General features: G+C 44.1%; 17 protein-coding genes. 13 read left to right on the forward strand and 4 right to left on the reverse strand.

Annotated elements, in window-relative coordinates:
• Positions 1-66: 66 nt before the first annotated feature.
• Positions 67-4,722 carry a MupA/Atu3671 family FMN-dependent luciferase-like monooxygenase gene (locus QH73_RS03565; protein ID WP_052289985.1) on the reverse strand — a complete coding sequence of 1,552 codons (4,656 nt, stop codon included), beginning with the start codon at positions 4,720-4,722 and terminating at the stop codon, positions 67-69.
• 626 nt (positions 4,723-5,348) lie between these two features.
• Here QH73_RS03565 and QH73_RS03570 point away from each other — a divergent pair.
• The 9 genes from QH73_RS03570 (at position 5,349) to QH73_RS03610 (ending at position 15,482) form a co-directional block, all read left to right on the forward strand.
• The gene (locus tag QH73_RS03570) at positions 5,349-8,114 is read left to right on the forward strand and encodes a condensation domain-containing protein (protein WP_039715258.1); all 2,766 of its coding nucleotides are present in this window, start codon (positions 5,349-5,351) and stop codon (positions 8,112-8,114) included.
• 272 nt (positions 8,115-8,386) lie between these two features.
• Entirely contained in the window at positions 8,387-9,139 is a 753-nt protein-coding gene (gene cbiM, locus QH73_RS03575) for a cobalt transporter CbiM (protein WP_236146878.1), read from the forward strand.
• A 173-nt stretch (positions 9,140-9,312) separates the two neighbouring features.
• Positions 9,313-9,663, forward strand: a complete 351-nt coding sequence (locus tag QH73_RS03580) for a PDGLE domain-containing protein (protein WP_039715260.1) — start codon at positions 9,313-9,315, stop codon at positions 9,661-9,663.
• A 127-nt stretch (positions 9,664-9,790) separates the two neighbouring features.
• The gene (cbiQ, locus tag QH73_RS03585; protein WP_052289986.1) at positions 9,791-10,573 is read left to right on the forward strand and encodes a cobalt ECF transporter T component CbiQ; all 783 of its coding nucleotides are present in this window, start codon (positions 9,791-9,793) and stop codon (positions 10,571-10,573) included.
• A 133-nt stretch (positions 10,574-10,706) separates the two neighbouring features.
• Positions 10,707-11,480: an energy-coupling factor ABC transporter ATP-binding protein gene (locus QH73_RS03590; RefSeq protein WP_309476440.1), complete on the forward strand. Its 774-nt coding sequence runs from the start codon at positions 10,707-10,709 to the stop codon at positions 11,478-11,480.
• A 218-nt stretch (positions 11,481-11,698) separates the two neighbouring features.
• The gene (locus QH73_RS03595) at positions 11,699-12,703 is read left to right on the forward strand and encodes a multicopper oxidase domain-containing protein (RefSeq protein WP_039715262.1); all 1,005 of its coding nucleotides are present in this window, start codon (positions 11,699-11,701) and stop codon (positions 12,701-12,703) included.
• A gap of 179 nt (positions 12,704-12,882) precedes the next feature.
• Positions 12,883-13,881: a 4-helix bundle domain-containing protein gene (locus tag QH73_RS03600; protein ID WP_039717370.1), complete on the forward strand. Its 999-nt coding sequence runs from the start codon at positions 12,883-12,885 to the stop codon at positions 13,879-13,881.
• A gap of 117 nt (positions 13,882-13,998) precedes the next feature.
• Positions 13,999-14,445 (forward strand): ferritin-like domain-containing protein, encoded by a 447-nt coding sequence (locus QH73_RS03605; RefSeq protein WP_039715263.1) that lies wholly within the window; start codon positions 13,999-14,001, stop codon positions 14,443-14,445.
• A gap of 98 nt (positions 14,446-14,543) precedes the next feature.
• Positions 14,544-15,482 carry an FTR1 family iron permease gene (locus QH73_RS03610; protein WP_039715264.1) on the forward strand — a complete coding sequence of 313 codons (939 nt, stop codon included), beginning with the start codon at positions 14,544-14,546 and terminating at the stop codon, positions 15,480-15,482.
• 43 nt (positions 15,483-15,525) lie between these two features.
• On the opposite strand, the gene QH73_RS03615 is transcribed toward QH73_RS03610, so the two are convergent.
• Positions 15,526-16,758 (reverse strand): glycosyltransferase, encoded by a 1,233-nt coding sequence (locus QH73_RS03615; RefSeq protein ID WP_309476441.1) that lies wholly within the window; start codon positions 16,756-16,758, stop codon positions 15,526-15,528.
• 469 nt (positions 16,759-17,227) lie between these two features.
• Here QH73_RS03615 and QH73_RS03620 point away from each other — a divergent pair, with 469 nt between their 5' ends.
• Positions 17,228-18,142, forward strand: a complete 915-nt coding sequence (locus tag QH73_RS03620; RefSeq protein ID WP_039711688.1) for an IS982 family transposase — start codon at positions 17,228-17,230, stop codon at positions 18,140-18,142.
• A 17-nt stretch (positions 18,143-18,159) separates the two neighbouring features.
• Here the strand turns inward: QH73_RS03620 and QH73_RS03625 are convergent, their stop codons facing one another.
• Complete coding sequence (locus QH73_RS03625; RefSeq protein WP_039715265.1) at positions 18,160-19,416, reverse strand: glycoside hydrolase family 10-like protein; 1,257 nt, start codon at positions 19,414-19,416, stop codon at positions 18,160-18,162.
• A 93-nt stretch (positions 19,417-19,509) separates the two neighbouring features.
• On the opposite strand from QH73_RS03625, the gene QH73_RS03630 reads away from it, so the two are divergent.
• From QH73_RS03630 to QH73_RS03640, 3 genes are all read left to right on the forward strand, one after another.
• Positions 19,510-20,454: a tetratricopeptide repeat protein gene (locus tag QH73_RS03630; RefSeq protein ID WP_039715266.1), complete on the forward strand. Its 945-nt coding sequence runs from the start codon at positions 19,510-19,512 to the stop codon at positions 20,452-20,454.
• Positions 20,455-20,647: 193 nt separating this feature from the next.
• Complete coding sequence (gene gloA2, locus QH73_RS03635; protein WP_039715267.1) at positions 20,648-21,034, forward strand: SMU1112c/YaeR family gloxylase I-like metalloprotein; 387 nt, start codon at positions 20,648-20,650, stop codon at positions 21,032-21,034.
• A 103-nt stretch (positions 21,035-21,137) separates the two neighbouring features.
• Positions 21,138-21,572 (forward strand): DUF8738 domain-containing protein, encoded by a 435-nt coding sequence (locus tag QH73_RS03640; protein ID WP_039717372.1) that lies wholly within the window; start codon positions 21,138-21,140, stop codon positions 21,570-21,572.
• An 80-nt stretch (positions 21,573-21,652) separates the two neighbouring features.
• Here the strand turns inward: QH73_RS03640 and QH73_RS29090 are convergent, their stop codons facing one another.
• Complete coding sequence (locus QH73_RS29090; protein WP_309476442.1) at positions 21,653-21,916, reverse strand: helix-turn-helix domain-containing protein; 264 nt, start codon at positions 21,914-21,916, stop codon at positions 21,653-21,655.
• Positions 21,917-21,931: the final 15 nt, after the last annotated feature.

A 21,931-nucleotide genomic window follows, 5' to 3' on the forward strand; every position in this document is an offset into this window, starting at 1 on the left:
AATTTATGCAGGGGTTTTAAGTGGCTAGTTGGCGATCTCCCTCTCAAAGAGCGATCGCCAGCATTGTTACTTCAGCAGCGCCATCACTTCTTCATCAGACAATTGCGCCAAATACTCGATCGTGTCTTCCATGTCATCTAGATTGACTTGCATAGCTTGAGCTTGTTCGATCTGTCGAGCCATACCCCCGACAGTCGGGAATTGAAATAAATGAATCAACGGTAAGTCAATACTAAATGTCGAGCGGATCGTTCCCATCAATGACACGGCGATCAAAGAGTTGCCTCCCAAACTAAAGAAGTTATCTCCCGTACCAATTTCAGACACCTGAAGTAAGTTTTGCCAAATCGCCATTAGGGTTTGCTCAACCTGATTTTGAGGTGCTGTCTGCTCGATCGCCCTATTCAACTGCACCGTCGTCGGCGCAGGCAGTGCCTTGCGATCGACCTTATTGTTTGGCGTGAGTGGAAAAGCCTCTAGCACGACAAAGTTGGAGGGAACCATGTACTCTGGTAATTGAGCGAGTAAGTATTCTCGCAACTGTGAGTTAGCAGGCTGCTGTCCTGGCTGTAGTAGTAAGTAGGCAACCAGGCGCTTATCACCCGGTACATCTTCGCGAACTACGATCGCTGCTTCTCGAACTGCCTCGTGGCGACTTAAAATTGTCTCAATTTCGCCTAGTTCGATGCGATATCCCCGCACCTTGACTTGAAAGTCGATGCGACCGAGGAATTCTACGTTCCCATCCCTGCGGTAACGTACCAAATCTCCCGTGCGGTAGAGACGGTCGGTCGGATTTTGACTCAAAGGATGGGGAATAAACCGCTCTTGAGTTAACTCCGGTCGGTTCAGATAACCGCGAGTCACACCTGCTCCCCCGATCAGGAGTTCGCCTGCGACTCCGATGGGAACGGGCTGCCCGTTCCGATCTAAGATATAAAGTTCGGTATTGGCGATTGGACGACCGATGGGAACAACTCCATCTACTTGGGTTAGTGTATGAGTCGCCGACCAGATGGCGGTTTCTGTAGGACCGTACATATTATGAACTTGTCCCGCCACAATTTGCTGGAGTTGAAGCGCCAAGGCTTCGGTCAAAGCTTCGCCGCCAACCATCATCTGACGTAACTGTTTCATGGCGGCGCGAGTAGCGGGATCGGCAATTAACAAACTCGCCATTGAGGGAGTGCATTGCAGGTGTGTCACTTGATGGCGCTCGATCAGTCCCGCCACAGAATGGTTCTGTGTTGCGGCTTCAGTCATAGGCAGATTGGACTGTTCCTTCACGCGATCGAGTAGCGGTAGTTGGGACAAGACCAGATCGGTGTCGATGCCATAGTCAATCAAACAGGCAATTTCATCCACGTCAATGCCTTTGATGCGATCGACTATCTGCAAACAAGTTTCTACAGTCCCGAACAAACCACTGGTTTCAAAGTATCGTTCAAAGGAGAAATCCAGCACCTCATCCAGATCTCGCTCGGATAAGTGAGATATCGCAAATTGTCCTTTGTCGTTCGTGGTTTTCTGCTTGAAAGTGGGAAAAGCCCATGCAGCTTGCTTGATTAAATCGAGAGAAGTGGCGAGATATTGCCGCATCGGTTGACGCACAATTTCGCGGACGGCATCATCGCTCTGACCTACAAAGGTATGGAGCATCAAGGTTACAGTCCCCTGACCGGAATGTCCGTTTTCTGCCCATGCTTGTCGGTAAAGGGCAATTTTTTCTGCTAATTCTTCTAGGCTCTGCCCCAATAAGTGAGTCAGAATATGAAAACCTTTAGCACCTGCCATGCGAAATGTTTCTGGATTGCCTGCGGCAGTAATCCAGACTGGAAGTTCGGGTTGAATCGGACGTGGCAGTGTTTGAACGGCTACAGCTTCACCTTTTCCATTCGGATAAGTTACAGATTCCCCGCGCCAGAGCGATCGCACCTCCTCAATCTGCTGGAACATAATGTCCTTACGATTCTCGAAGGTTTCCGGGCGCAGGACAAAATCATTTGGTTGCCAGCCAGGGGCGAAGGAAATCCCCACCCGACCACCTGACAAATTATCCACAATAGACCAATCTTCGGCAATTCGTACCGAGCTATGCAGTGGAGAAACACAGCTACCCGCCCGAATCTGGATCTGTTTGGTCGTTGCCGCGATCGCCGCACTGGTAACGGCAGGGTTGGGAAATAGCCCCCCGAAGGCATGGAAGTGCCGTTCTGGAGTCCAGACGGCTTTAAATCCGTTCGTATCGCCAAACTTAGCGCCTTCAGTCAATAGACGATATTTAGCGGCAGCATCTCCACCATTCTCATCACTAGAGAAATAGAACAAACTGAAATCGATCGCCTTGTTAGCATTCTGGAGCGATAACGGCTTAGCAGCGGTACGCTCTTTCTTGGCATTGTAGATGACGACCTTAAACCCCCGTGCTAGCGTCCAAAACAGCTCTAACACGGAAATATCAAAGGACAAACTCGTGACCGCTAACCAGACTCCAGGGGGGTTATGCTCGATAACCCCATCCATTCCCGTAAAGAAGTTGACTGCATTACGGTGTTCTACCATTACACCCTTCGGCTTGCCCGTAGAACCAGAGGTATAGATGACGTAGCTGAGATTTTCTGGCTTGACTCCACTATCGGGATTGGCGATCGCCTCTCGCTCGATCTCATCCCACATCGTATCGATGGGAATAAGATTAACACCAGGCTCGACCACTAAATTGCTAATTAACTTCTGCTGGGTGACGATAACCGCAGCTTGAGAGTCTTTCAGCATGAAGCCAATTCGGTCTGGGGGAAAATCTGGATCGAGAGGAACGTAAGCACCCCCTGCTTTGTGAATTCCTAACAACGCTACCATCATCTCCAGCGATCGCTCTACGTGCAACCCTACGAGAACATCGGGACCTACGCCTTGTCTTTGTAAATAACGAGCTAGTTGATTGGCTTTGGCATTCAACTCTCCGTAGGTTAACTGTTGCTGCTCAAAAGCAACGGCGATCGCATCGGGGTTAAGGGTGACTTGCTGCTCGAACAACTGATGGATGCAGCGATCGCTAGAGTATGGTTTGACTGTTTGGTTCCACTCCACCAAAATTTGGTGTAGTTCTGTAGCCGAGAGTAACGGGAGTTGGTGCAGTAATTGTTCGGGATGTTCGACGCAGGCGCTAATTAAATTCTGAAGTCGTTGAGCGATCGCTGCACTATTTACTTCATCAATCGAGCCAGCATGAACCAATTCCGGCAAACTACCATCTTCATAGGCAACAAGGGCAATCGTTGCACCCAAATGAGTCCAGTCTAGTTGCTCGGGGCTAGCTGCCAGGACAATCGCTACTTGAAAAGAATTCTGGGAAAGCTTTTGTAATTCTGGATGACGGGCAAAGATATCTAAAGTATAACTACCTAAACGAGACGCACGATCTAATCCTGCTGCCAAGCGTTTCTGAAAATCGGTAAAGGAATCCTCAGCAACAGACTGAACGCGAATCGGAACTTGTTGAGCAAAAATTTCTGGAGCAATACTGCGCTGTGCTGCGGTTTGCAGCCCCAAGTCAAACTCTGGCTCTGTTGCCAATCGCGTGCAATAAGCTGCGAACATGGTTAGTAGCGATCGCGGTTCTACCGGTTTGGGTGGCAGCAAGATGGGGTATCGGTGCAAACGCTCGGACGACGCATTCAGCGCTCCAACCTGTAAATAGGGATGTTGAAACGGAGTCAGTTGTGCCAGTTGCTTGACCCACGACCGTTCGTGGCGAGCGATCGCCGCATTACGCTGACCGATCGCATCTCTCAGTTCGGCATCCAGTTCGGGTAAAATAACGCCAATACGCACGCCGTAAGATTGCTGCAAGTTTTCTAACGTGAGGGGTTTTCCCTCAAGCGATGTCAGACGGCTGAGCCGTACCGCACCATCCTGAGTGGCAATGCAAATTCCATCTGCATCAAGTTCCAACACCTGCCTCGCGCTCCCGTATGAGGTTACTACTGCATCAGCAGCTCCCACAGCAACGACTCCACCTGGTAAACAGAGTTTTGGTAAGCCTAGTGGATTGCGGATTGGACCAAAATCTAATGCTCGCACTAAATTACAAAGCTCTTTACTGCTCGTGTCAAACGACAAAACGCAAGCTGCTGCTGGGCGATCGCTGGAACCAAAATAACTCTGTTGCGAGCGATCCTGTGCTAATGGTTCTAGCCGATCGGTTGCCAGTTCCTCGATTAATTCGTCAAAGGTAGCGATCGCCACATCCAAGCAGCGAGCATTTAGATCGAATGCTGTATCAGTGGGTTCAATAGGTACTATTTGCTGTTTGAGAATGCGTCCAGCGTCAATGTCAGAGACAACTTCATGCCAGGTGATGCCGTGTTGCCGTTCGCCATGCAGCAGCGCCCAAGATGTTGCATATAACCCCGCATACTTTGGTAAAAGTGAATCGTGAAAGTTAATTGTTGCTTTTCGTGCCTGGGCAATGACTTTTGGTGGTACGATCCACCAGACGTTGTTAATACTAAAAAGGTAGTCGTACTCAGTACTAAGTAGCCGATCTTGAAAAGCAGATAGAGAAGGAGCATGAGGAATATTACGTTCCTCTGCAAACTTAACTAGTGAGTTCTCTGCTGAAAAAACTCCAAGGACTTTGTGTTCTGCTGTTAATAAAATCTCTAAGCACTTTACGGCAAGGACACCATCACCTACAACAAAACAAGAGAAACTAGACATAATTATTTCCTATTGCACATGGTCAACTGAATCATCTAATTCACCGTACTAACAGGGGTATTACTCATAAGCACTGCAAAGCTGTATACCCTGTTTTAGTAAGAATATTGGGTAGTAATTGATAAGTAACTACATATTTTTTTGAAACGATATTTATATTTAGAATATAATTAAATTTAGTTTTGGCATTCATTCATACTTTACACTTTGAGAACGTAAATTGACTCAGTAAAACTTCTGTCAGCACATTCACTTAGAAATAAGTTTGAGAGATAATAAGAGATAAAGAATGAGGCTTGGTTGCAATAAAGTTGGTGGCTTGACCAAGAGCGATTGCTAAAGCTAATTCAATGTTTAGTTCTAACTTAACTTTCTATCAACCGAGACAAAATTTTTAAACTGTAAATCACAATCAATAAATAACCTATAAAAAGCTAATCTTTTATGAAGATAAAACAAAGGTTTAGAAGATGCGCGTTAAGATTTAGTGAAACTCTTTTGTCTTTATACTAGATTGAGCTATTTGCTAAGTATCATTTGCTTGCAAGAGGCTGAGTATTTAATAGGCGATCGCAGTTTGAATCGTTTGTTGATTCAGTATTTCTACTTCAAAGATATCTAGAGCAATGGCAACACTTACTACAGATCCCAATCTTTTTCAAAGTTTAGTTAGATTATCAACAGAACAACGTCAGTTATTTGAACTACTACTCAAAAAGCAAGGTGAGGATTTAGCTCAATTTGGTATTCCGAAGCGAACGATATCCGAGCTGATGCCGCTGTCATATTCTCAGGAAAAAATTTGGACGATTGCACAGTTAACTCCAGATTCATTCGTTGATAACGTACCTGTGGCTTTTCATGTTTCTGGAGAGCTGAATTTACCAGTCTTTGAAAAAAGTGTAAATCTTCTGATCGAGCGGAATGAAATTTTACGGACTACATGTAAAGTTCGCGATCGCCAGCCAATTCAAACTTTAATGCCTACCTTTAAACCTTGGGTAAAGACAATCGATCTCAGTAGTTTTACTCGGGAAGAAAGATTAGAACGTGCTGCAAATAGAGCGAAAGAAATTGCACAGATGCCATTCGATCTATCACAAGATGTGCTTTTTCGAGCTACAGTATTTTGCCTTGGGGAACAAGAGTTTCTCATGCTCCTGGTGACGCATCAGTTTGCCATTGATGGATTGTCTGTCAGATTTTTACTGCAAGAATTAGCAATTTTGTACAAAGCAATTTTAGTTGGCGATCGCCCATCTCTTCCAGAGCCAAATATCCAATATGCTGACTTCGCAGTTTGGCAGCGACAATGGTTTTCTGATGCAATCTTTGAACCGCAAATTACTTACTGGAAAAAACAGCTCAGCAGCGTGCCGTCACAGTTACAATTACCCATTTATCAAAGTCGTCAATTTGCCACGCTTGAAGCAGGATGTGAAAAATTTGAGTTTTCCCTAACTTTATCTGATAAATTAAGAGCGTTATGTCGCCAGCAAGGTGTCACATCCTTCATGGCATTTGTAGCTTTGTTTCAAATCATCCTACATCGCTGTACGTTAGAAAATGACATAAGTATCGGTACGATTATTTCAAATCGTAACCGTAGCGAAATCGAGAAAGTTGTAGGAAACTTCGCTAACAACCTTCTCCTCCGTACAACCTTTTCTAACGATTTGAACTTTGGTGATGTTTTAGCAAAAGTTCGAGAGACAATCCTTGATGCTTATACTTATCAAGATGTACCTTTTCAATGCTTAGCTGAATCTTTAAAAAGCCTGCCTCAATTTCAAGCCTTGCTGTTGGTAAGAGATAGTACCACGGCTCAAAATTTGGCTCTACCCGATCTTCAAGTGCAAGACTTTCCAGTCAATCTGGGTGTTACTCGAATGGAATTGAACTTGGACATCACCGATAGTGGCAAAGGTTCTATTTTTGGAAAGCTAGAGTACAAATCAGCATTATTTGAAGCGTCAACCATCAAACAAATTTTGAAGAATTTGCAAGCTCTGTTAGAAAGCGTGACTGAAAATCAAGATCGGAAAATCGCCGATATCGTACTGCCTGAAGCGATCGATTGTTCCCTATACAATGAGAATTTACAAGACAAATCAACTACGGCACAAATCTCTAGCAAACAAGTTGTAGCTCCTACAACAGAGATGGAAAAAGAACTTGTCGCAATATGGTCGGAAATTCTGGGTCATCCGCAAGTTGGCATCCACAATAACTTTTTTGAGTTAGGTGGTCATTCTCTATTAGCTGTGAAACTATTTGCTGAGATGGAGAAGCGGTTTGGGAAAAACTTACCGCTATCTACTCTATTTCAAGCACCAACTATTAACCAGCTAGCCGATATTGTCCAACGTACTGAAGAGACAGTTTCTTGGTCTCCTCTAGTGACTATTCAAGCTGGTGACTCCAAGAAACTCCCACTTTTCTGCGTACACGGTGCTGGATTTAACGTACTGATCTATCGTGATGTAGCACTCAATTTAGGCTCAGACCAACCTGTATATGGATTGCAAGCGAGGGGTTTAGATGGCAATAGACCCGTACACCTAGACTTTGAGAGTATTGCAGCTGACTACATTCGTGAAGTTCAGTCTGTTCAACCTGAAGGACCCTATATGATAGGAGGGTTATCAAATGGCGGTTGTATTGCATTTGAAATGGCGCAACAACTTCACGCTCAGGGACAAGAAGTGATTTTGCTAGCTTTGTTCGATACTTATACTCCAGATGCTATTGCGCTACTTCCTCCTTTGCCACGATTTCTATCCTCTGTTAATTATCTTCGGCAGCACATGCTTCCTCCTTACCTGCTAAAAGTGCGATCGCAGCCTCAGATTTTACTGAGCGAGTTGCAAGTAGCTTTGGGAGCAATTGGGAAAGTTTTGCGACAATCTAAAGCTGGAACACAGGCATTAGAGCGAGAAAAGAAGCGTGCCTTGTTCTCAAAAGTTCATACGCAAAAGTCAAGTTCTATGTTTGCAGATCCAGAGGATATTTCAGCCTCTAGTTTTTTGGAACAGAGATTAGCTCAAATCAGCCAATATATTCTCCAACGTTCTTCATGGTCATTTCTCACGCCGTCAACTCAGCTTGATGAAATGGATGATGTCATATCCACAAATCTGAAGAATTTAGAGGAGATTTATAGCAAAGGTCAAGAGACTTACAACCCTCAGCCATATTCAGGAAAAGTGACTGTCTTTAAAGCTGGAGAAACTCCTCCAGGTCATCAGGTAGATGCTAAATTGGGATGGAGTCGTATTGCTCAAGCTGGAGTCGAAGTGTATGAGATTCCTGGTAATCATACGTCTATCATGGCATCTCCACTTTTAGCGGAAAAATTGAGATTGTGTATTGAAAAGGCTGTCGGCAGCTGAATTTAAATTTTTATTCCTTGTCAACATCATAGAGATTTAATTGAGGCGATCGCATTTTTAATGTAATGCGATCGCTTCTCTATCTTTAGGTATAGAAATAGAGGATGCACACAATTAGCATTTAGCTGCTTAAATTTAGACATTTTTTCCATCTCATAAAAATAATCTAAAGCTTGATTTGTATGCCCCCCTATAGGATTGAAATTTTTATACAAAATCGTTTTGATTAAAAGGCTGATTAAGATTATGTTTGCTGAATAAAGCATAAAGCTATGCCAATCGTTCCATTGATGCAAGCTCTTTCTTCTGGTTGGTTGTATCATCCTATACAGCCATATTTAGCATTGCATATCCCAGATGGCTTTTTAAACCTACCCGTAATTGCTGTTACCTGGATACTAGCGATCGCCCTGATCGCTATATCTCTAAATCGCGTGCAGGCAGACTACCAGGAAAAGGCAGTGCCTCTAATGGGCGTTTGCGCTGCATTTATCTTCGCCGCACAGATGATCAACTTTCCCATTCCAGGTGGTACATCCGGTCATTTGCTGGGAGGTACTCTAGCAGGAGCGCTTTTAGGTCCTTGGGCGGGAACGCTAGTGATGACAGTCGTATTCATCGTGCAAGCAGTGGTGTTTCAAGATGGAGGCTTGACGGTATTAGGAGCCAACATCTTCAATATGGGTCTGATCGGCACGTTTGCCGGTTACTACCTTTACAAAGCAATTCGCTTTGCCATTGGTAGAAATAAATTATCAGGGATGGCTGTAGGAGCAGCAGTCGCGGCTTGGGCGAGTGTCATGATTGCCGCGATTATTTGTGCGATTCAACTTGCTGTCTCTGGAACCGTTCCTTTGGCAGTTGCAATCGGAGCAATGGCAACATGGCACGTCCTGATTGGGATTGGTGAAGCCGCAATTACAGTTGTAGCGCTTGTCTTCATCTGGCGGACTCGCCCCGATATGTTTTACGATCCACCCCGTCGGGCTGTATCGCCAAGAAACAGAATAGGAGTTGGGAGCTAGAGAAAAAGTCAAAAGTCATGCATTGGTAGGGGTGGGTTTTGACCCAAAATTTCCAGTTGTGGCTGTCCATCGATTTGCGCGCACCCGCCCGTACAAAAGTCAAAAGCAGACATTTATCTCGTGTCCCTCTCGATTTTGAAAAGCCTTGGAACTGATTTTAGCGAGACTACCGTATGAGTAATAATTTGACGCGATCGCGTAACCGTGCTTTTGCGATCGCTGGATTGGGAATTGCCCTAATCGTTGCCGTTTTCCTCTCTCCCTTTGCTAGCCAAGATCCCGATGGCTTAGACAGAGTTTCCCAAGACCTTAAATTTGAAGACAAAGCCGCAGAGGATGCCCCAGCTAGCAAGTTACCTTTTTACTCCATTTTCGATGAATATGCCCTTCGAGGAGTTCCTGAAGGGATAGCAACCCCCATAGCTGGGTTAGTCGGTACGCTGGCTACTTTCGGCTTAGCTTGGGGAATAGGGAAATTAGTTGTCCGTGGTGAGTCTAGCCCCTCCGACGAAAGCGATCGGTAAGCAGTTATCAGTTGTCAGTTAACAGTTATCAGTTGTCAGTGGTGCGTGGTGCGTGGTGCGTGAAATGACCAATGACCAATGACCAATGACCAATGACCAATGACCAATGACCAATGACCAATGACCAATGACACTATTACATATTGGGGCATTTCATCTAGATATTGATAGCCACAAAAATACTGTTTGGCACGCCCTTGCACCACGCACTCGCATTTTGTGTGTTTTACTGATGGTTTTTGCCATTGTCTTGACTCCCAACGGACGCTGGTGGACGTGGGGAATCTACGCCGTAGCCGTTATTAGCTTATTATTCCTCACTCGCATTACTTTACCCGTACTGCTCAAACGCATAGCCGTGGAATTGTCCTTTGTAGGTGTAGTTTTACTCGGGACTTTGTTTCGGGATGGAGGCGAGGTTATTTGGGCATGGGGATTTTTACGCATCACCACCACAGGATTAACCGTATTGGGTAGCGTCACGCTGAAGGCGTTGCTATCGCTCATGATGTTAAATTTACTGACTTTAACGACATCAGTGCCAGCTTTGTTAAATGGTTTATTAGAATTACGTATTCCACCTTTACTCGTTGCAACTATTGCTTCTATGTATCGCTATTTGGGTGTATTGATAGGTGAATTCAACGCGATGCGACGGGCAGCAGCCTGTCGTAATTTAATGACTAATAGGTACTGGCAGCGATTAGTTATTGGAAATACGATTGGTTCTCTATTCATTCGGACTTACGATCGCGGCGAACGAATTCATCATGCTATGTTATCGCGAGGTTATCGGGGAGCATTTCCAGTTGAAAAAATCCCCTCAGCAGGAAGACGCGACATTGTAGCTTTAGCGCTAACTTTAATTGCGATGCTAGCAGGACAAAGCGTTTATTTATTTATAAAGTGACAGTTATCAGTTGTCAGTTATCAGTTATCAGTTATCAGTTGTCAGTTAATTCCGACTTACGACTTACGACTTGGTAACTGCGTTGCGGCTCTCTCTTCTAGTCCTAGTTAAAATGCATCACAACCCGATCCTTGTGGAAAATCTCAGTTATGCCTACCCTGATGGTACGCAGGCACTTAGGAAAGTGAATTTGGCGATCGCTGCTGGCGAACGAGTTGCCTTAATTGGGGCGAATGGTTCGGGAAAATCGACATTACAGCTACACTTAAACGGAATTATTCTGCCTCAAGAAGGTAGGGTAATGGTAGGAAAGTGGACTGTGCAACCAGACAATTTACAATTAATTCGGAATTTTGTCGGGCTGGTATTTCAAAATCCTGACAATCAAATATTTATGCCCACAGTCTGGGAAGATATAGCTTTTGGTCCGATGAATTTGGGTTTGCGGGGAGAAGAATTGCATAAACGAGTTTTGCAAGCGATGGCACATGTAAACATCGATCCAGAATGGTACGGACATCGCAGCACGGAGAACCTCTCAGGAGGAGAGAAAAAAAGAATTGCGATCGCGGGTGTTTTGGCTATGCAACCCCAGATCTTAGTGCTTGACGAACCCTCAGCGCAACTCGATCCTCGTTCCCGCCGCCAATCGATTGAATTGCTCAAATCTCTTCCGATTACTCAACTCGTTGCCACCCACGACTTAGACTTAGCTTTAGATTTGTGCGATCGCACCGTGGTTTTGAGTCAGGGTCAAGTGGTTTACGACGGTACAACCGAACGAGTCATGGGTGATGCCAAATTCTTACTAGAACACGCCCTCGAACCACCACTTAGCTACAGTCGTCCCTACTGTAATTTGGCAGATGCACCTTGGAAGGGAGAAGTCGTAAGTCGTAAGTCGTAAGTCACAATTAAACCCTACTCCCTGCTCCCTGCTCCCTGCTCTCTTTCTTCACTAATGACTGACTTTTGTTACTCTACAAAAAGTCGGTACACCTCTATCTTAAGTATCAAAAATTATCACTGATTTATTGACAGTCATTTTCTCTAAAACTATACTGAAGGATCTAAAAATTATTTGGGAATATTTCTCAAAAAAATCCGCCAATAGACTGGCATATCATGCCGAACAAATTTTTTCTGAGCAAATCCAAAATTTGGAACCGCCGCCAATTGTTGCAATGGGGGTTAGCGGGTGTGGGAACTGCTGGTGCTGCTGCTGTAGGGCTACACTTTGCATCCCGAAGTCATTCCGCCGTGCGCGTGCCACCCATACCACCTAGCGATCCCTCAGACGATCGTGGTTTGCAACCCATGACCGTTCTCAGAAATTTCGATTACGGCACGCTGAAACGAGAAAACGGACGGAATATTCGCGAATTTCGGATTACAGCTCAAAATACGACGATTCAACTCAATCGCGCTGTTGTTTTTAATACCTGGAATTTTAACAATCGCATTCCAGGACCAACTTTACGCGCCAAACAAGGCGATTTCGTCCGCGTTGTCTTTCTCAATCAAGGCGGACATTCTCATTCAATGCACTTTCACGGCATTCATCCTACAGAAGAAGATGGCGTGCGTCCGATTCGGCACGGTGCGGCAACAGTTTACGAATTTGAGGCAAAGCCATATGGCATTCATCTCTACCACTGTCACGCCGAGCCTGTGACCCGTCACATCGGTAAGGGATTGTACGGTATGTTCATCATCGATCCGCCTCAAGGACGACCGCCAGCGGATGAAATGATTTTAGTTATGGGTGGCTTTGATGTGGATGAAGATAAGCACAACGAGCTGTATGCCTTTAATGGTTTGCCGGATTACTACCACATGCACCCAATACCTGTTTACCAAAATCAACTCATTCGGCTTTATTTGCTGAACATGATCGAGTTAGATCCGGCGGTGACATTTCACATTCACGCTAACTTCTTCAAGGTTTATCCCACGGGGATGACTCTCAACCCCAGCCACGAATCAGATGTCATCACAATGGGGACAGCCGAACGTCATATTTTAGAATTTGCCTACCCTTATACGGGCAAGTATATGTTTCATCCCCATCAAGACGCGATCGCCGAAGCAGGATGCATGGGCTATTTTGACGTGATTGGTCAAGCATAAATACTAGTTTTTGTCAAATCAGTTGACAATAATTTTCACCGAAACTCACTTTTCAATAAGGAAGGCTGAAAATGTTGCGGAAATTACCAAACGGGCGGAGAGTGGCACAAGACAAAGATTCCTGGTTTCTAAACTTCGATCGCAGACTGAGAGCGATCGCGCGGTTCTTGTTACTCAGTATGAGCGCTGCAATGTTGGCGATCGTTGTTAGTTGCACTCAACAAACACCAGATACCAGTAACAATCCCTCTCCAGCCCCTGCAACGAATACAAGCGCCTCTGCACCCAACCATCAACAACACGGTGGAAAAGAGCAAATTAACATCAACACTGCCATCCTTTCAGAATTAGATAAATTTGAAGCCATGTTGGGCGTACCTGCCTTGTCTAATAAAATTCAAGCCAGCCGCCCCTACGCTAACCCCGAAGAACTCGTCTCTAAAAATGTCGTCACCCAAGAGCAATTCGACAAAATTAAGGACATGGTAACGGTAGAAGATGTGGTGCTGACTGGGGAAGCTAAAGATGTAGACTACATGTCCAAACTCGGCTTGATGAAAGGACACTTAATCGTAGCAAAAGAGTTACTCGACAAGCAGCTACCGAAGCAAGCAGAACCCCACATCGGACACCCAGTAGAAGAAATCTACGTAGATGTGGAAGATCAGCTTAACGAACGCAACGTCAAAGAATTTAAGACAACTTTGATTGGCTTGCAAGATTTAATTAAAGCTCAACCCAAGTCCGATAAAGTGCAAGCCGACTTTTCAGCTTCTATGCAAGCAGTAGACGGCGCGATCGCGGCATTACCAGAAAAGGAGCGTTCCTCTGCCGCATTTAACCTGCAAGTCATCAACGAATTACTCGATGCTGCTAACTCCGAATATGGTGCGGCGATCGCTAATGGTAAAATTTCAGCTGCGATTGAGTACCAAGACTCCCGTGGTTTTGTCATCTATGCCAACAACCTTTATCAAAAGATCGCCGACCAAATGGCAAAGGAAAACCCCGAAGCACACAAGACAATAGAGACTAGTCTAAAAGACCTTGCCAAAGCTTGGCCCTCTCCCGTTCCACCAGCCAAACCTGTCAACACTCCCGAGGAAGTAACCCAGTTAGTCAAGGCGATCGAGCAAAACTCGCAGCAAGTTATTAGCAAATCTAATCCCTCTGCCTAAACCCAGATTTGTTAAAGTTAGAAATTGTCTATCGTCAGTAGGTAGTACATTATTATTATCTACTGACAACTGACAACTGATAACTGATAACTGATAACTGATAACTGATAACTGACAATGCGCGAACTCGACCAAAAACAGACAATCGAACTGCTAAACTCCATCATGGAGTTTGAACTGGCGGGGGTAGTACGCTACACCCATTACTCTTTGATGGTGACTGGTCCCAACCGGATTCCAATTGTCGAGTTTTTCAAACTGCAAGCTACCGAGTCTCTCACCCATGCCCAACAAGTAGGAGAAATTTTAACTGGTTTGGACGGACATCCCAGCCTGAGAATTGCTCCGATGGAGGAAACCTACAAGCATACGGTACGGGATATTTTGGAAGAAAGTCTTTCTCACGAACGGAAAGCGCTAGATTTATATAAAAAACTGCTCGATACTGTAGAAGATGCCAGCGTTTATCTAGAAGAATTTGCCCGTACCATGATTGGCACGGAAGAACTGCACAACATCGAAATTAAAAAGATGCTGCGCGACTTTAGTGGTAGTGCTGTGTAATGTCAAGAGTTGACAGTTGACAGTTGACAGTTGACAGTTTTCACGCAGTGTAGTGCCAGCGTCTACAGTTGACAGTCAACTAACATCATGAGAGAAAAATGAATTTTAGTGCCGCTCTACCTACTTTTGTCATTACTCTGCGGGAGGGAGTAGAAGCAGCCCTCGTCGTGGGGATCGTTTTGGCTCTGCTCAAGAAAGCCAAACAGAGCAAACTCAACTCCTGGGTTTATGCTGGTGTTGGAGTTGGAATTGCCGCGAGTGCGTTGGTGGGGTTGTTATTCAGTGCCATTATTCAAGCTCTAGGTTCAATAAATCCTGAATATACTCCAGTGGTAGAGCCACTGATGGAAGGAGCCTTCAGTGTTGTGGCGATCGCTATGCTTAGCTGGATGCTGATTTGGATGACTCGTCAAGCGCGGTTTTTGAAGGCGGAAGTGGAAGGGACGGTAACGGCGGCGCTCAAACAAGACAATGGTGCGGGTTGGGGCGTTTTTAGCTTAATTTTCATTGCCGTACTGCGAGAAGGCTTTGAAACCGTCTTATTCATTGCTGCCAATTTTCAACAAGGTTTTTTTCCAGCGATTGGGGCAATTGGTGGTTTAGTGACGGCGATCGCGATCGGAGTTTTGTTATTTAAGTGGGGCGTAAAAATCAATATTCGCCTCTTTTTCCAAATCATGGGCGTTCTGTTATTGCTGATTGTGGCAGGGTTAGTTGTTTCTGCACTAGCACATTTTGACACTGCTGTTGCTACTCTTGCCAAATTAGATCGACAGTCAGAAAGTCTGTGTTTTTATTACGAACGCTTCACCCGCAATCCTTCTTGTATTCTGGGACCAAGAGTATGGAACACCTCGAAAATTTTACCAGACGAGCAATTTCCTGGCGTAATTTTAAAAGCCTTATTTGGCTATCGAGACGACCTATTTTTAGTCCAAGTGATATCTTACATAGGGTTTTTAGTGACTGTAGGCGGGATTTATTTCCGCAGTTTAGGTATGGGTGCAAGTAAGCCAAAATCAGAGGCAGCGACTTAATTAGTAGGGTGCGTTAAATAATGCACCCAACAATTATGAAATGTTATACATGCTGAAAAATTACCTTGGCGTATTCCTCGGCAGTATTTTGCTCGGCAAACTGTTTCATGCTAATGCGATCGCCTAAAGTTGCAGCGTCAGTCAAAAATTGAGTTAATCCTTGAGCAATTTCACTTGGGATAGTCGAATCTACACCTAGTCCTAACTGATAGCGTTTTACCATCTCTCCCATTAAACCGTAGTTGGAACTGAGAACTGGTTTTTGAGCTGCGGCAGCCAATAGTAAAATACCACTCATACCAATATGACGCTGATATGGAGCTAAGATAACATCAGCAAGTTGAAAATATGCTTGTACGGTATCTTCAGAAATATATTCAAACTGCGTCAGAATTTGTACGGGTTGCGACTGTTGAACCCGCTTGATTTGAGATTGGATGGCTGCTTGCTCTGGCGGATATGCATTGCCGACAATTAAGAGACAGATTTGTCCGCTAAGATTTGATGGCAACTGCGATATCGCTTCCAGCGTTTGATACACTCCTTTACGTTCAGCTTCAAACGAACCAAACAGAAGAAATATTTGCCGATTAGCATCAATACTTAATTTTGTTTTGAGAAGTTCTGGCTGTATGATTTCAGAAACATGGCGATCGACTTGGACTGGATCTGGTAAATGTACGGCTGCTACATGAGAATTTAATCGAGCCAAATGTTTGATGACAAAGGGATCGAGACAGAAGAGAGTCTTCAATTGTGGATGTTTTAGCATCCGTGCTATGACAGTTTTCTCCCGATATTGTTGCAGAAAACTTTTTCTAGAAGGTACGTAGCTACTAAAGTCGCTATAGTGAAAAGTTGGCTTGAAGTATATTCCAGATACTTTGCAAGGTGACTTGAATCCTAGAGCTAGGGGAATTTGACAAGTATCTAAATACATAATCAGACACTCACTAGCATTTAAAAATTTAGCATATCGACAAAGTAGCTGCCATTCTTGAAAGTTGCGCCAAGTACGCTTCAACTTGGAATTTCGAGATTTGAGCGCAGCGTCTTCTGCAGCGGCGATCGCTACTACTTGAATATTATTTTGATTATATTCGTTAACGAGTTCGACAACATCAGCATGTTTTTCAAGAAACATTGGTGATACAACTACGTCGAGTCTATCTGCTAACTGGCGATCGCCCCAATATTGTATGAGGTATTTAATGTATGCTGCATGATGACCTAAAATAGAGAGGTCAAATAGCATCAAATTGCGTTTTTTTATCACAGTTTTGTGTACTTTCTTATAATTCATTACTATTTAAGTTTGCCCATTTTTAGTTTCCAGGTGAACTTGATAGAGGAATCCGGTTTGATGAGTAAAAAGTTGCGGGGCGCTCAAATTCCTATCCCCGCCGCAAGCGGACGGGGCATTACGGAATTTGCCCTTCGGGACGCACTCCCGCTGTGTTCATGAACGTGACAAGCCACGGGGAATCTACCCTTGATGAGATTGAAAAAATCTCAGCATGGGTAGGATGCGTTACGCCAAAGGCTAACGCATCCTACATAAATTTCGAAAATTAAAATTGCTCTATCTCTATAGCAAACATTTCACTCACTTGTCATTAGTGAAACTACTGAGCGATATAAAAACCAAGAGAAAATACTTTATGAAACGTGAGTTCGACGGTGGGAGATGAGCCAAAAAGAAAAAAGAGACCTATGCTCAAAATACACAGCGCTCGGCCTCAGTTATGAATAGCACCATTGTATCTCGCCTAGATGTGACGCAAATTTTTTGTGAGGTAGACGACTTCTATCAAACCTTTGAACGACATTGGCAGCAACAGATGCTATTGACGGCAAGTTGTGGAGAACGCTTGTGTCGCTCTCGTTTAAGTCTGAGTGAGGTGATGACGATAGTAATTGCTTTTCATGGCTCGGGATATCGTACTTTTAAAGAATTCTACACGCTACAAGTCCTACCAGGCTGGCGTCAAGCTTTTCCTCATCTAGTCAGCTATACTCGTTTTGTCGAATTGATGCCTTGGTCGTTGATGCTGTTATGCTGCTTTGTACAGACCCGTAAGGGAGAAGTCACTGGCATTTCATTCATTGATTCAACTCCGATTGAGGTGTGTCATCCAAAACGTTCTAGAAGCCATCGTGTGTTTGAAGGCATGGTGGGTTGGAGCAAAAATTCGGTCGGGTGGCACTATGGGTTTAAGCTGCACCTAATTATCAATGACCGAGGCGAGTTGCTAGCTTTTAAGCTGACCCCTGGCAATGTAGATGACCGCAAGCCTGTGCCGGACTTAACCCAAGACCTAATTGGTAAGCTATTTGGCGATCGTGGTTATATATCTCAGGAATTGTTTGAGCAACTCTATCAGCAAGGCTTGGAGTTAATTACACGGCGTAAGAAGAAGATGAAGCAACAGTTGGTCAAGTTGATCGACAAAATTCTCTTACGTAAGCGAGCCTTAATTGAAACAGTTTATGACCAACTGAAGAACATTTCTCAAATCGAGCATTCCCGACATAGAAGCATCTGGAATTTCCTGGTCAACTTGTTAGCTGGATTAACAGCTTATACTTATTTGCCCCGAAAACCTTCTCTCGATTTAGAACCCAAAGGCTTACCTGCTCTTCCTCCTGCTGTCTTTTAACCCCGTCGAACTCACGTTTATGAAGCGTTTCTAGAGAGATGATCTGGTTGCCAACCCAATAAAGTATTTGGTCGATTTACAGGAAGAGAAAATATTTTCTGAAATCCTAATTGGCGTTTTTGCGGGGATTCTTTGGCTAAATTCCATAAAGTTTCATAGAAAAAGAAAGAAACTCCTGCAAAGCTGTACCTGCGAGTTACTTGAACTTGATTTTGAATTTGTCCCCACGGAACGTATTTACCTTTTAACCCTGATAAAATTCCAATTCCTACTGGAATATGTTTTCGTGCTGCTTGCACTTCTGGGTATTGTAATTCGCTTAGAAATACTTTGAGGTCGTTGCGATAGACTTGCAAAACTAATTCTTCAATCAATCCTTGTTTGTCCCATTCTGCCCAATCTGCGAGAAAAAGATCGTAGGAAACTCTTTGAGGATTGGGAGCAATTGAAATTATGCAATTAGGTTTTTGTTGTTTGACGGTTTGAAATACCTGTTTCAAAAAAGCCGTAATTTTATCAGCACGCCAGCGCAGCCATTCGGAATCTTGGGGATCGCTAGGTGGCTTTTTTCCTTGATGTTCTTGCTGATATAAATTCACTGTAAATGGATCGTAACCAAATTCTGAAGGTAAACCGAAGTGATCGTCAAATTGAATTCCGTCTATATCGTATTTCGTAACAACTTCTAGAATTAAACTTTGAATAAACTGCTGTACTTCAGGATGAAAAGGATTGAGCCAGACTCGTTTGTGTTTACCTTCTAACCAAATTTCTTTGTTATTATATCTACGAGTTAGCCACTGAGGGTGACGTTTTGCTAATTCGGAATCAGCAGGAGCCATAAACCCAAATTCAAACCAGGGAATGACTCCCATGCGTTGTCGATCGCCCTGCAAAGTCATTTGTGGATGTCCTTGCTGGATAATTTCTTGTAAGATATCTCGTCCTTGTAATCCAGGCGTGGGATCGAGCGATCGCCCGATGGTTTGTGCGGCAATCGAGCTAGGATACAACGTGTATCCCCAGTTCCAAATCGTCGGATAGATAGTATTAAAATTCAGTTGATGTAGGGTTTGAATTGCTTGACTGAGGCGATCGCGTTTAAATAATACATCACTATCAATATTCGTCAGCCATACTCCCCTAATTTCGGCAGAGTTTGAATTGGGTTTGGGAGGAGTTGGCGCGGCTATGAGAGTTACAGAAGAAAAGCAGAGGATAACCGCTAGGCTGAACAGGGCGATCGCGAGGGGAGTAAAAAATTTCCGGCGCATCTTGATTAAGTGAACCTACTGACGGCAAATTCTACAGTATGGGGAAAGCTATCTGTCAGAACTCTTAAAAGAATTTTGCCAATCGATAAGTTTATGCAAGTTATAGTTCTGCTAGCCTTACTCCTGGGGATACTTGTAGCAACATTCGTATTTGGCATTGTGACGAAAAATTTTCTGCTATCCCTCGTTGCATTGCCATCGATCTATTTCTATGTAGCGGCTGTACTAAAAGAATGGCGATATATTCCTTTACGAGAGCGCAGCTTTTATCTATGTAAATTAAAACGCTATCAAGAAGCGATCGCGGCTTGCGATCGTTTTCTCGGACGTTTGCCGGGATACGGTTTTACTTGGTTTAACCGAGGTTTATTATTATTTGAGTTAAAACGCGATCGAGAGGCGATCTCGAGCTACGATAAAGCTTTAGATTGTGCTAAAGATTACTACAAAGGATTTCCCTATCGAGTCTGGTATCATCGAGGTTTGGCATTACATCGCTTAGGGCGTTATAAACAGGCGATCGCCAATTACGACGAATCACTCAAATATACAAAAACATATCATCGCAATTTACGCTATCAGGTTTGGTATCATCGAGGTCTGGCGTTGCAAGAATTGGGACTGTACAGAGAAGCAATTTCTAGCTACGACCGAGCAATGCAGTATATGCACCGATACAAACAGGGTTGGCAGCAAAAAGGAGAAAATGAGGTAGAGATTGCCGAGCCGCAAGACTTCTGGTATGCTCTGGATAATTTGTGGTGTGACTGTTTGGATAAGTTACAGTCCGTCCGCTTGCGCTACGAAAAGGCGATCGCCAGCCATAATCCAGACTCTAAGCACAAACCAGATTTTGGCGATGCTTTCTACAATCGCGCTTGCTGTTTTGCAGCCGCAGGAGATACGGATTTGGCTTTGGCAAATTTGCAACAAGCAATCTATCTCAATCCAAGCGAGTATAGGGAAAAAGCCAAGGCTGATGCGGGATGGGATGAATATCGGCGCGATCGACAGTTTCAACGGTTGGTTGTTGGTTGATCTCAACTCTTGCACAGGGGCGACTGTAAGTCGCAACTACACAGAAGCGGGCGATTGGGCAACGGGTTGCTCAACATTAGCCGCGTACAAAACCCGCCTGCGCGGGTTAAGAATAAGGTTGATAGTTGTTATTTGGTAACTTAGTATATGGGCGCATGGCTGTGCGCCTTGACAGTTATCTCCTTGGCGATCTATGCACGTTACAGGTGTCCATCACGTTGCAATTATTTGTTCTGACTACGAGCGATCGAAGAAATTTTATACAGAAGTTTTGGGATTTTCCATTATTGAAGAAACATTTAGGGCGGCGAGAAATTCCTATAAATTAGATTTAAGAGTCAGCGATACGGTTCAAATTGAATTATTTTCTTTTCCTACGCCGCCGTCAAGACCGAGTAAGCCTGAAGCTTGTGGATTGAGACATTTAGCTTTTGCTGTTGACGATCTCGATCGCGCTGTCACCGAGCTAAATTCTCAAGGAGTGCAAGTAGAAGATATTAGAATAGACGAAATTACAGGTAAACGTTTTACTTTTTTTCAAGACCCAGATAATTTACCACTGGAACTTTATGAAAATTAATATGTTTGTTCTTTTTAAAGAAGGTTTCACGAATATGGGGCAAATTAAATTCGCAGCGATACCAACAAAGTCCGCCTGCGCGGACTATAGAACAATTGGTTTTTTGAAATTTCGTCTAGCAACTCGCCTACCAACAAGGAGTTTTTTAACTCTGGTTTTGATTTGTAGTTTATTTTTGTGTTTTAGCGTTAATTTTATTTCTAGTGCTGTAGCTGCACCAAGTCAGATTGCTGAAAATGTAGACGCGAACAGTCAAACTGATCGCTTGCCTCCTAAAGTAGTTAAAGCTGTCATTGCCGATCTGACTAAGCAGCAAAACCTTCCTCCAGAAAAACTAGAAGTGACTCAATACAGTCGCGAAAGTTGGTCTGATGGTTGCTTGGGACTACCTCAACCGGAAGAAATTTGCTCGCAAGCGATCGTTGAGGGTTGGCGAGTTGTGGTGTCCGATGGTAGCCAAAAATGGGTTTATCGTACTGATAATAGTGGGAGAAACGTGCGATTAGAATCACCAAGGATTTCTAAAGTCAAAATTTAAAAGTCAAAAGTCAAACTTTAGTCAAAATCTTGAAGTTACGTCAGGATGTTGTACTGGCGTTTCAGCCATTATGCTTAGCTCTAGCTCGCAGCAACGCAGCAAAGATGTTCGTTTCTCCAAGCTTGAGGACTCGTACCGTAGAACTGGCGAAAATAGCGGCTGAAGTGGCAAATATCTTGATAACCAATGCTTTCAGCAATTTGTCCGATTGTTTGTTCGGTTTTTTGCAGCAAGTAAATTGCTTGTGCTATGTCACATAGGGTAATTGGTTGTCGGTAATTCTCTTCAATGAAGCGGAATACAGCCGCCATTTGAGAAGAGGTAGGAAAGATTGAGTGTACCATTTCTCAAGGGTATCT

The organism is Scytonema millei VB511283, from assembly GCF_000817735.3.
Taxonomy (GTDB): Bacteria; Cyanobacteriota; Cyanobacteriia; order Cyanobacteriales; family Chroococcidiopsidaceae; genus Chroococcidiopsis; species Chroococcidiopsis millei_B.

What these genes read in the sequence shown, in the direction of transcription:
- gloA2 (WP_039715267.1), top strand. Translation starts at nt 20,648, where the DNA reads ATGCACGTTACAGGTGTCCATCACGTTGCAATTATTTGTTCTGACTAC.
- QH73_RS03620 (WP_039711688.1), top strand. Translation starts at nt 17,228, where the DNA reads ATGAATAGCACCATTGTATCTCGCCTAGATGTGACGCAAATTTTTTGT.
- QH73_RS03625 (WP_039715265.1), bottom strand. Translation starts at nt 19,416, where the DNA reads ATGCGCCGGAAATTTTTTACTCCCCTCGCGATCGCCCTGTTCAGCCTA.
- QH73_RS03570 (WP_039715258.1), top strand. Translation starts at nt 5,349, where the DNA reads ATGGCAACACTTACTACAGATCCCAATCTTTTTCAAAGTTTAGTTAGA.
- QH73_RS03595 (WP_039715262.1), top strand. Translation starts at nt 11,699, where the DNA reads ATGCCGAACAAATTTTTTCTGAGCAAATCCAAAATTTGGAACCGCCGC.
- cbiM (WP_236146878.1), top strand. Translation starts at nt 8,387, where the DNA reads ATGCCAATCGTTCCATTGATGCAAGCTCTTTCTTCTGGTTGGTTGTAT.
- cbiQ (WP_052289986.1), top strand. Translation starts at nt 9,791, where the DNA reads ATGACACTATTACATATTGGGGCATTTCATCTAGATATTGATAGCCAC.
- QH73_RS03610 (WP_039715264.1), top strand. Translation starts at nt 14,544, where the DNA reads ATGAATTTTAGTGCCGCTCTACCTACTTTTGTCATTACTCTGCGGGAG.
- QH73_RS03600 (WP_039717370.1), top strand. Translation starts at nt 12,883, where the DNA reads ATGAGCGCTGCAATGTTGGCGATCGTTGTTAGTTGCACTCAACAAACA.
- QH73_RS03630 (WP_039715266.1), top strand. Translation starts at nt 19,510, where the DNA reads ATGCAAGTTATAGTTCTGCTAGCCTTACTCCTGGGGATACTTGTAGCA.
- QH73_RS03565 (WP_052289985.1), bottom strand. Translation starts at nt 4,722, where the DNA reads ATGTCTAGTTTCTCTTGTTTTGTTGTAGGTGATGGTGTCCTTGCCGTA.
- QH73_RS03580 (WP_039715260.1), top strand. Translation starts at nt 9,313, where the DNA reads ATGAGTAATAATTTGACGCGATCGCGTAACCGTGCTTTTGCGATCGCT.
- QH73_RS29090 (WP_309476442.1), bottom strand. Translation starts at nt 21,916, where the DNA reads ATGGTACACTCAATCTTTCCTACCTCTTCTCAAATGGCGGCTGTATTC.
- QH73_RS03605 (WP_039715263.1), top strand. Translation starts at nt 13,999, where the DNA reads ATGCGCGAACTCGACCAAAAACAGACAATCGAACTGCTAAACTCCATC.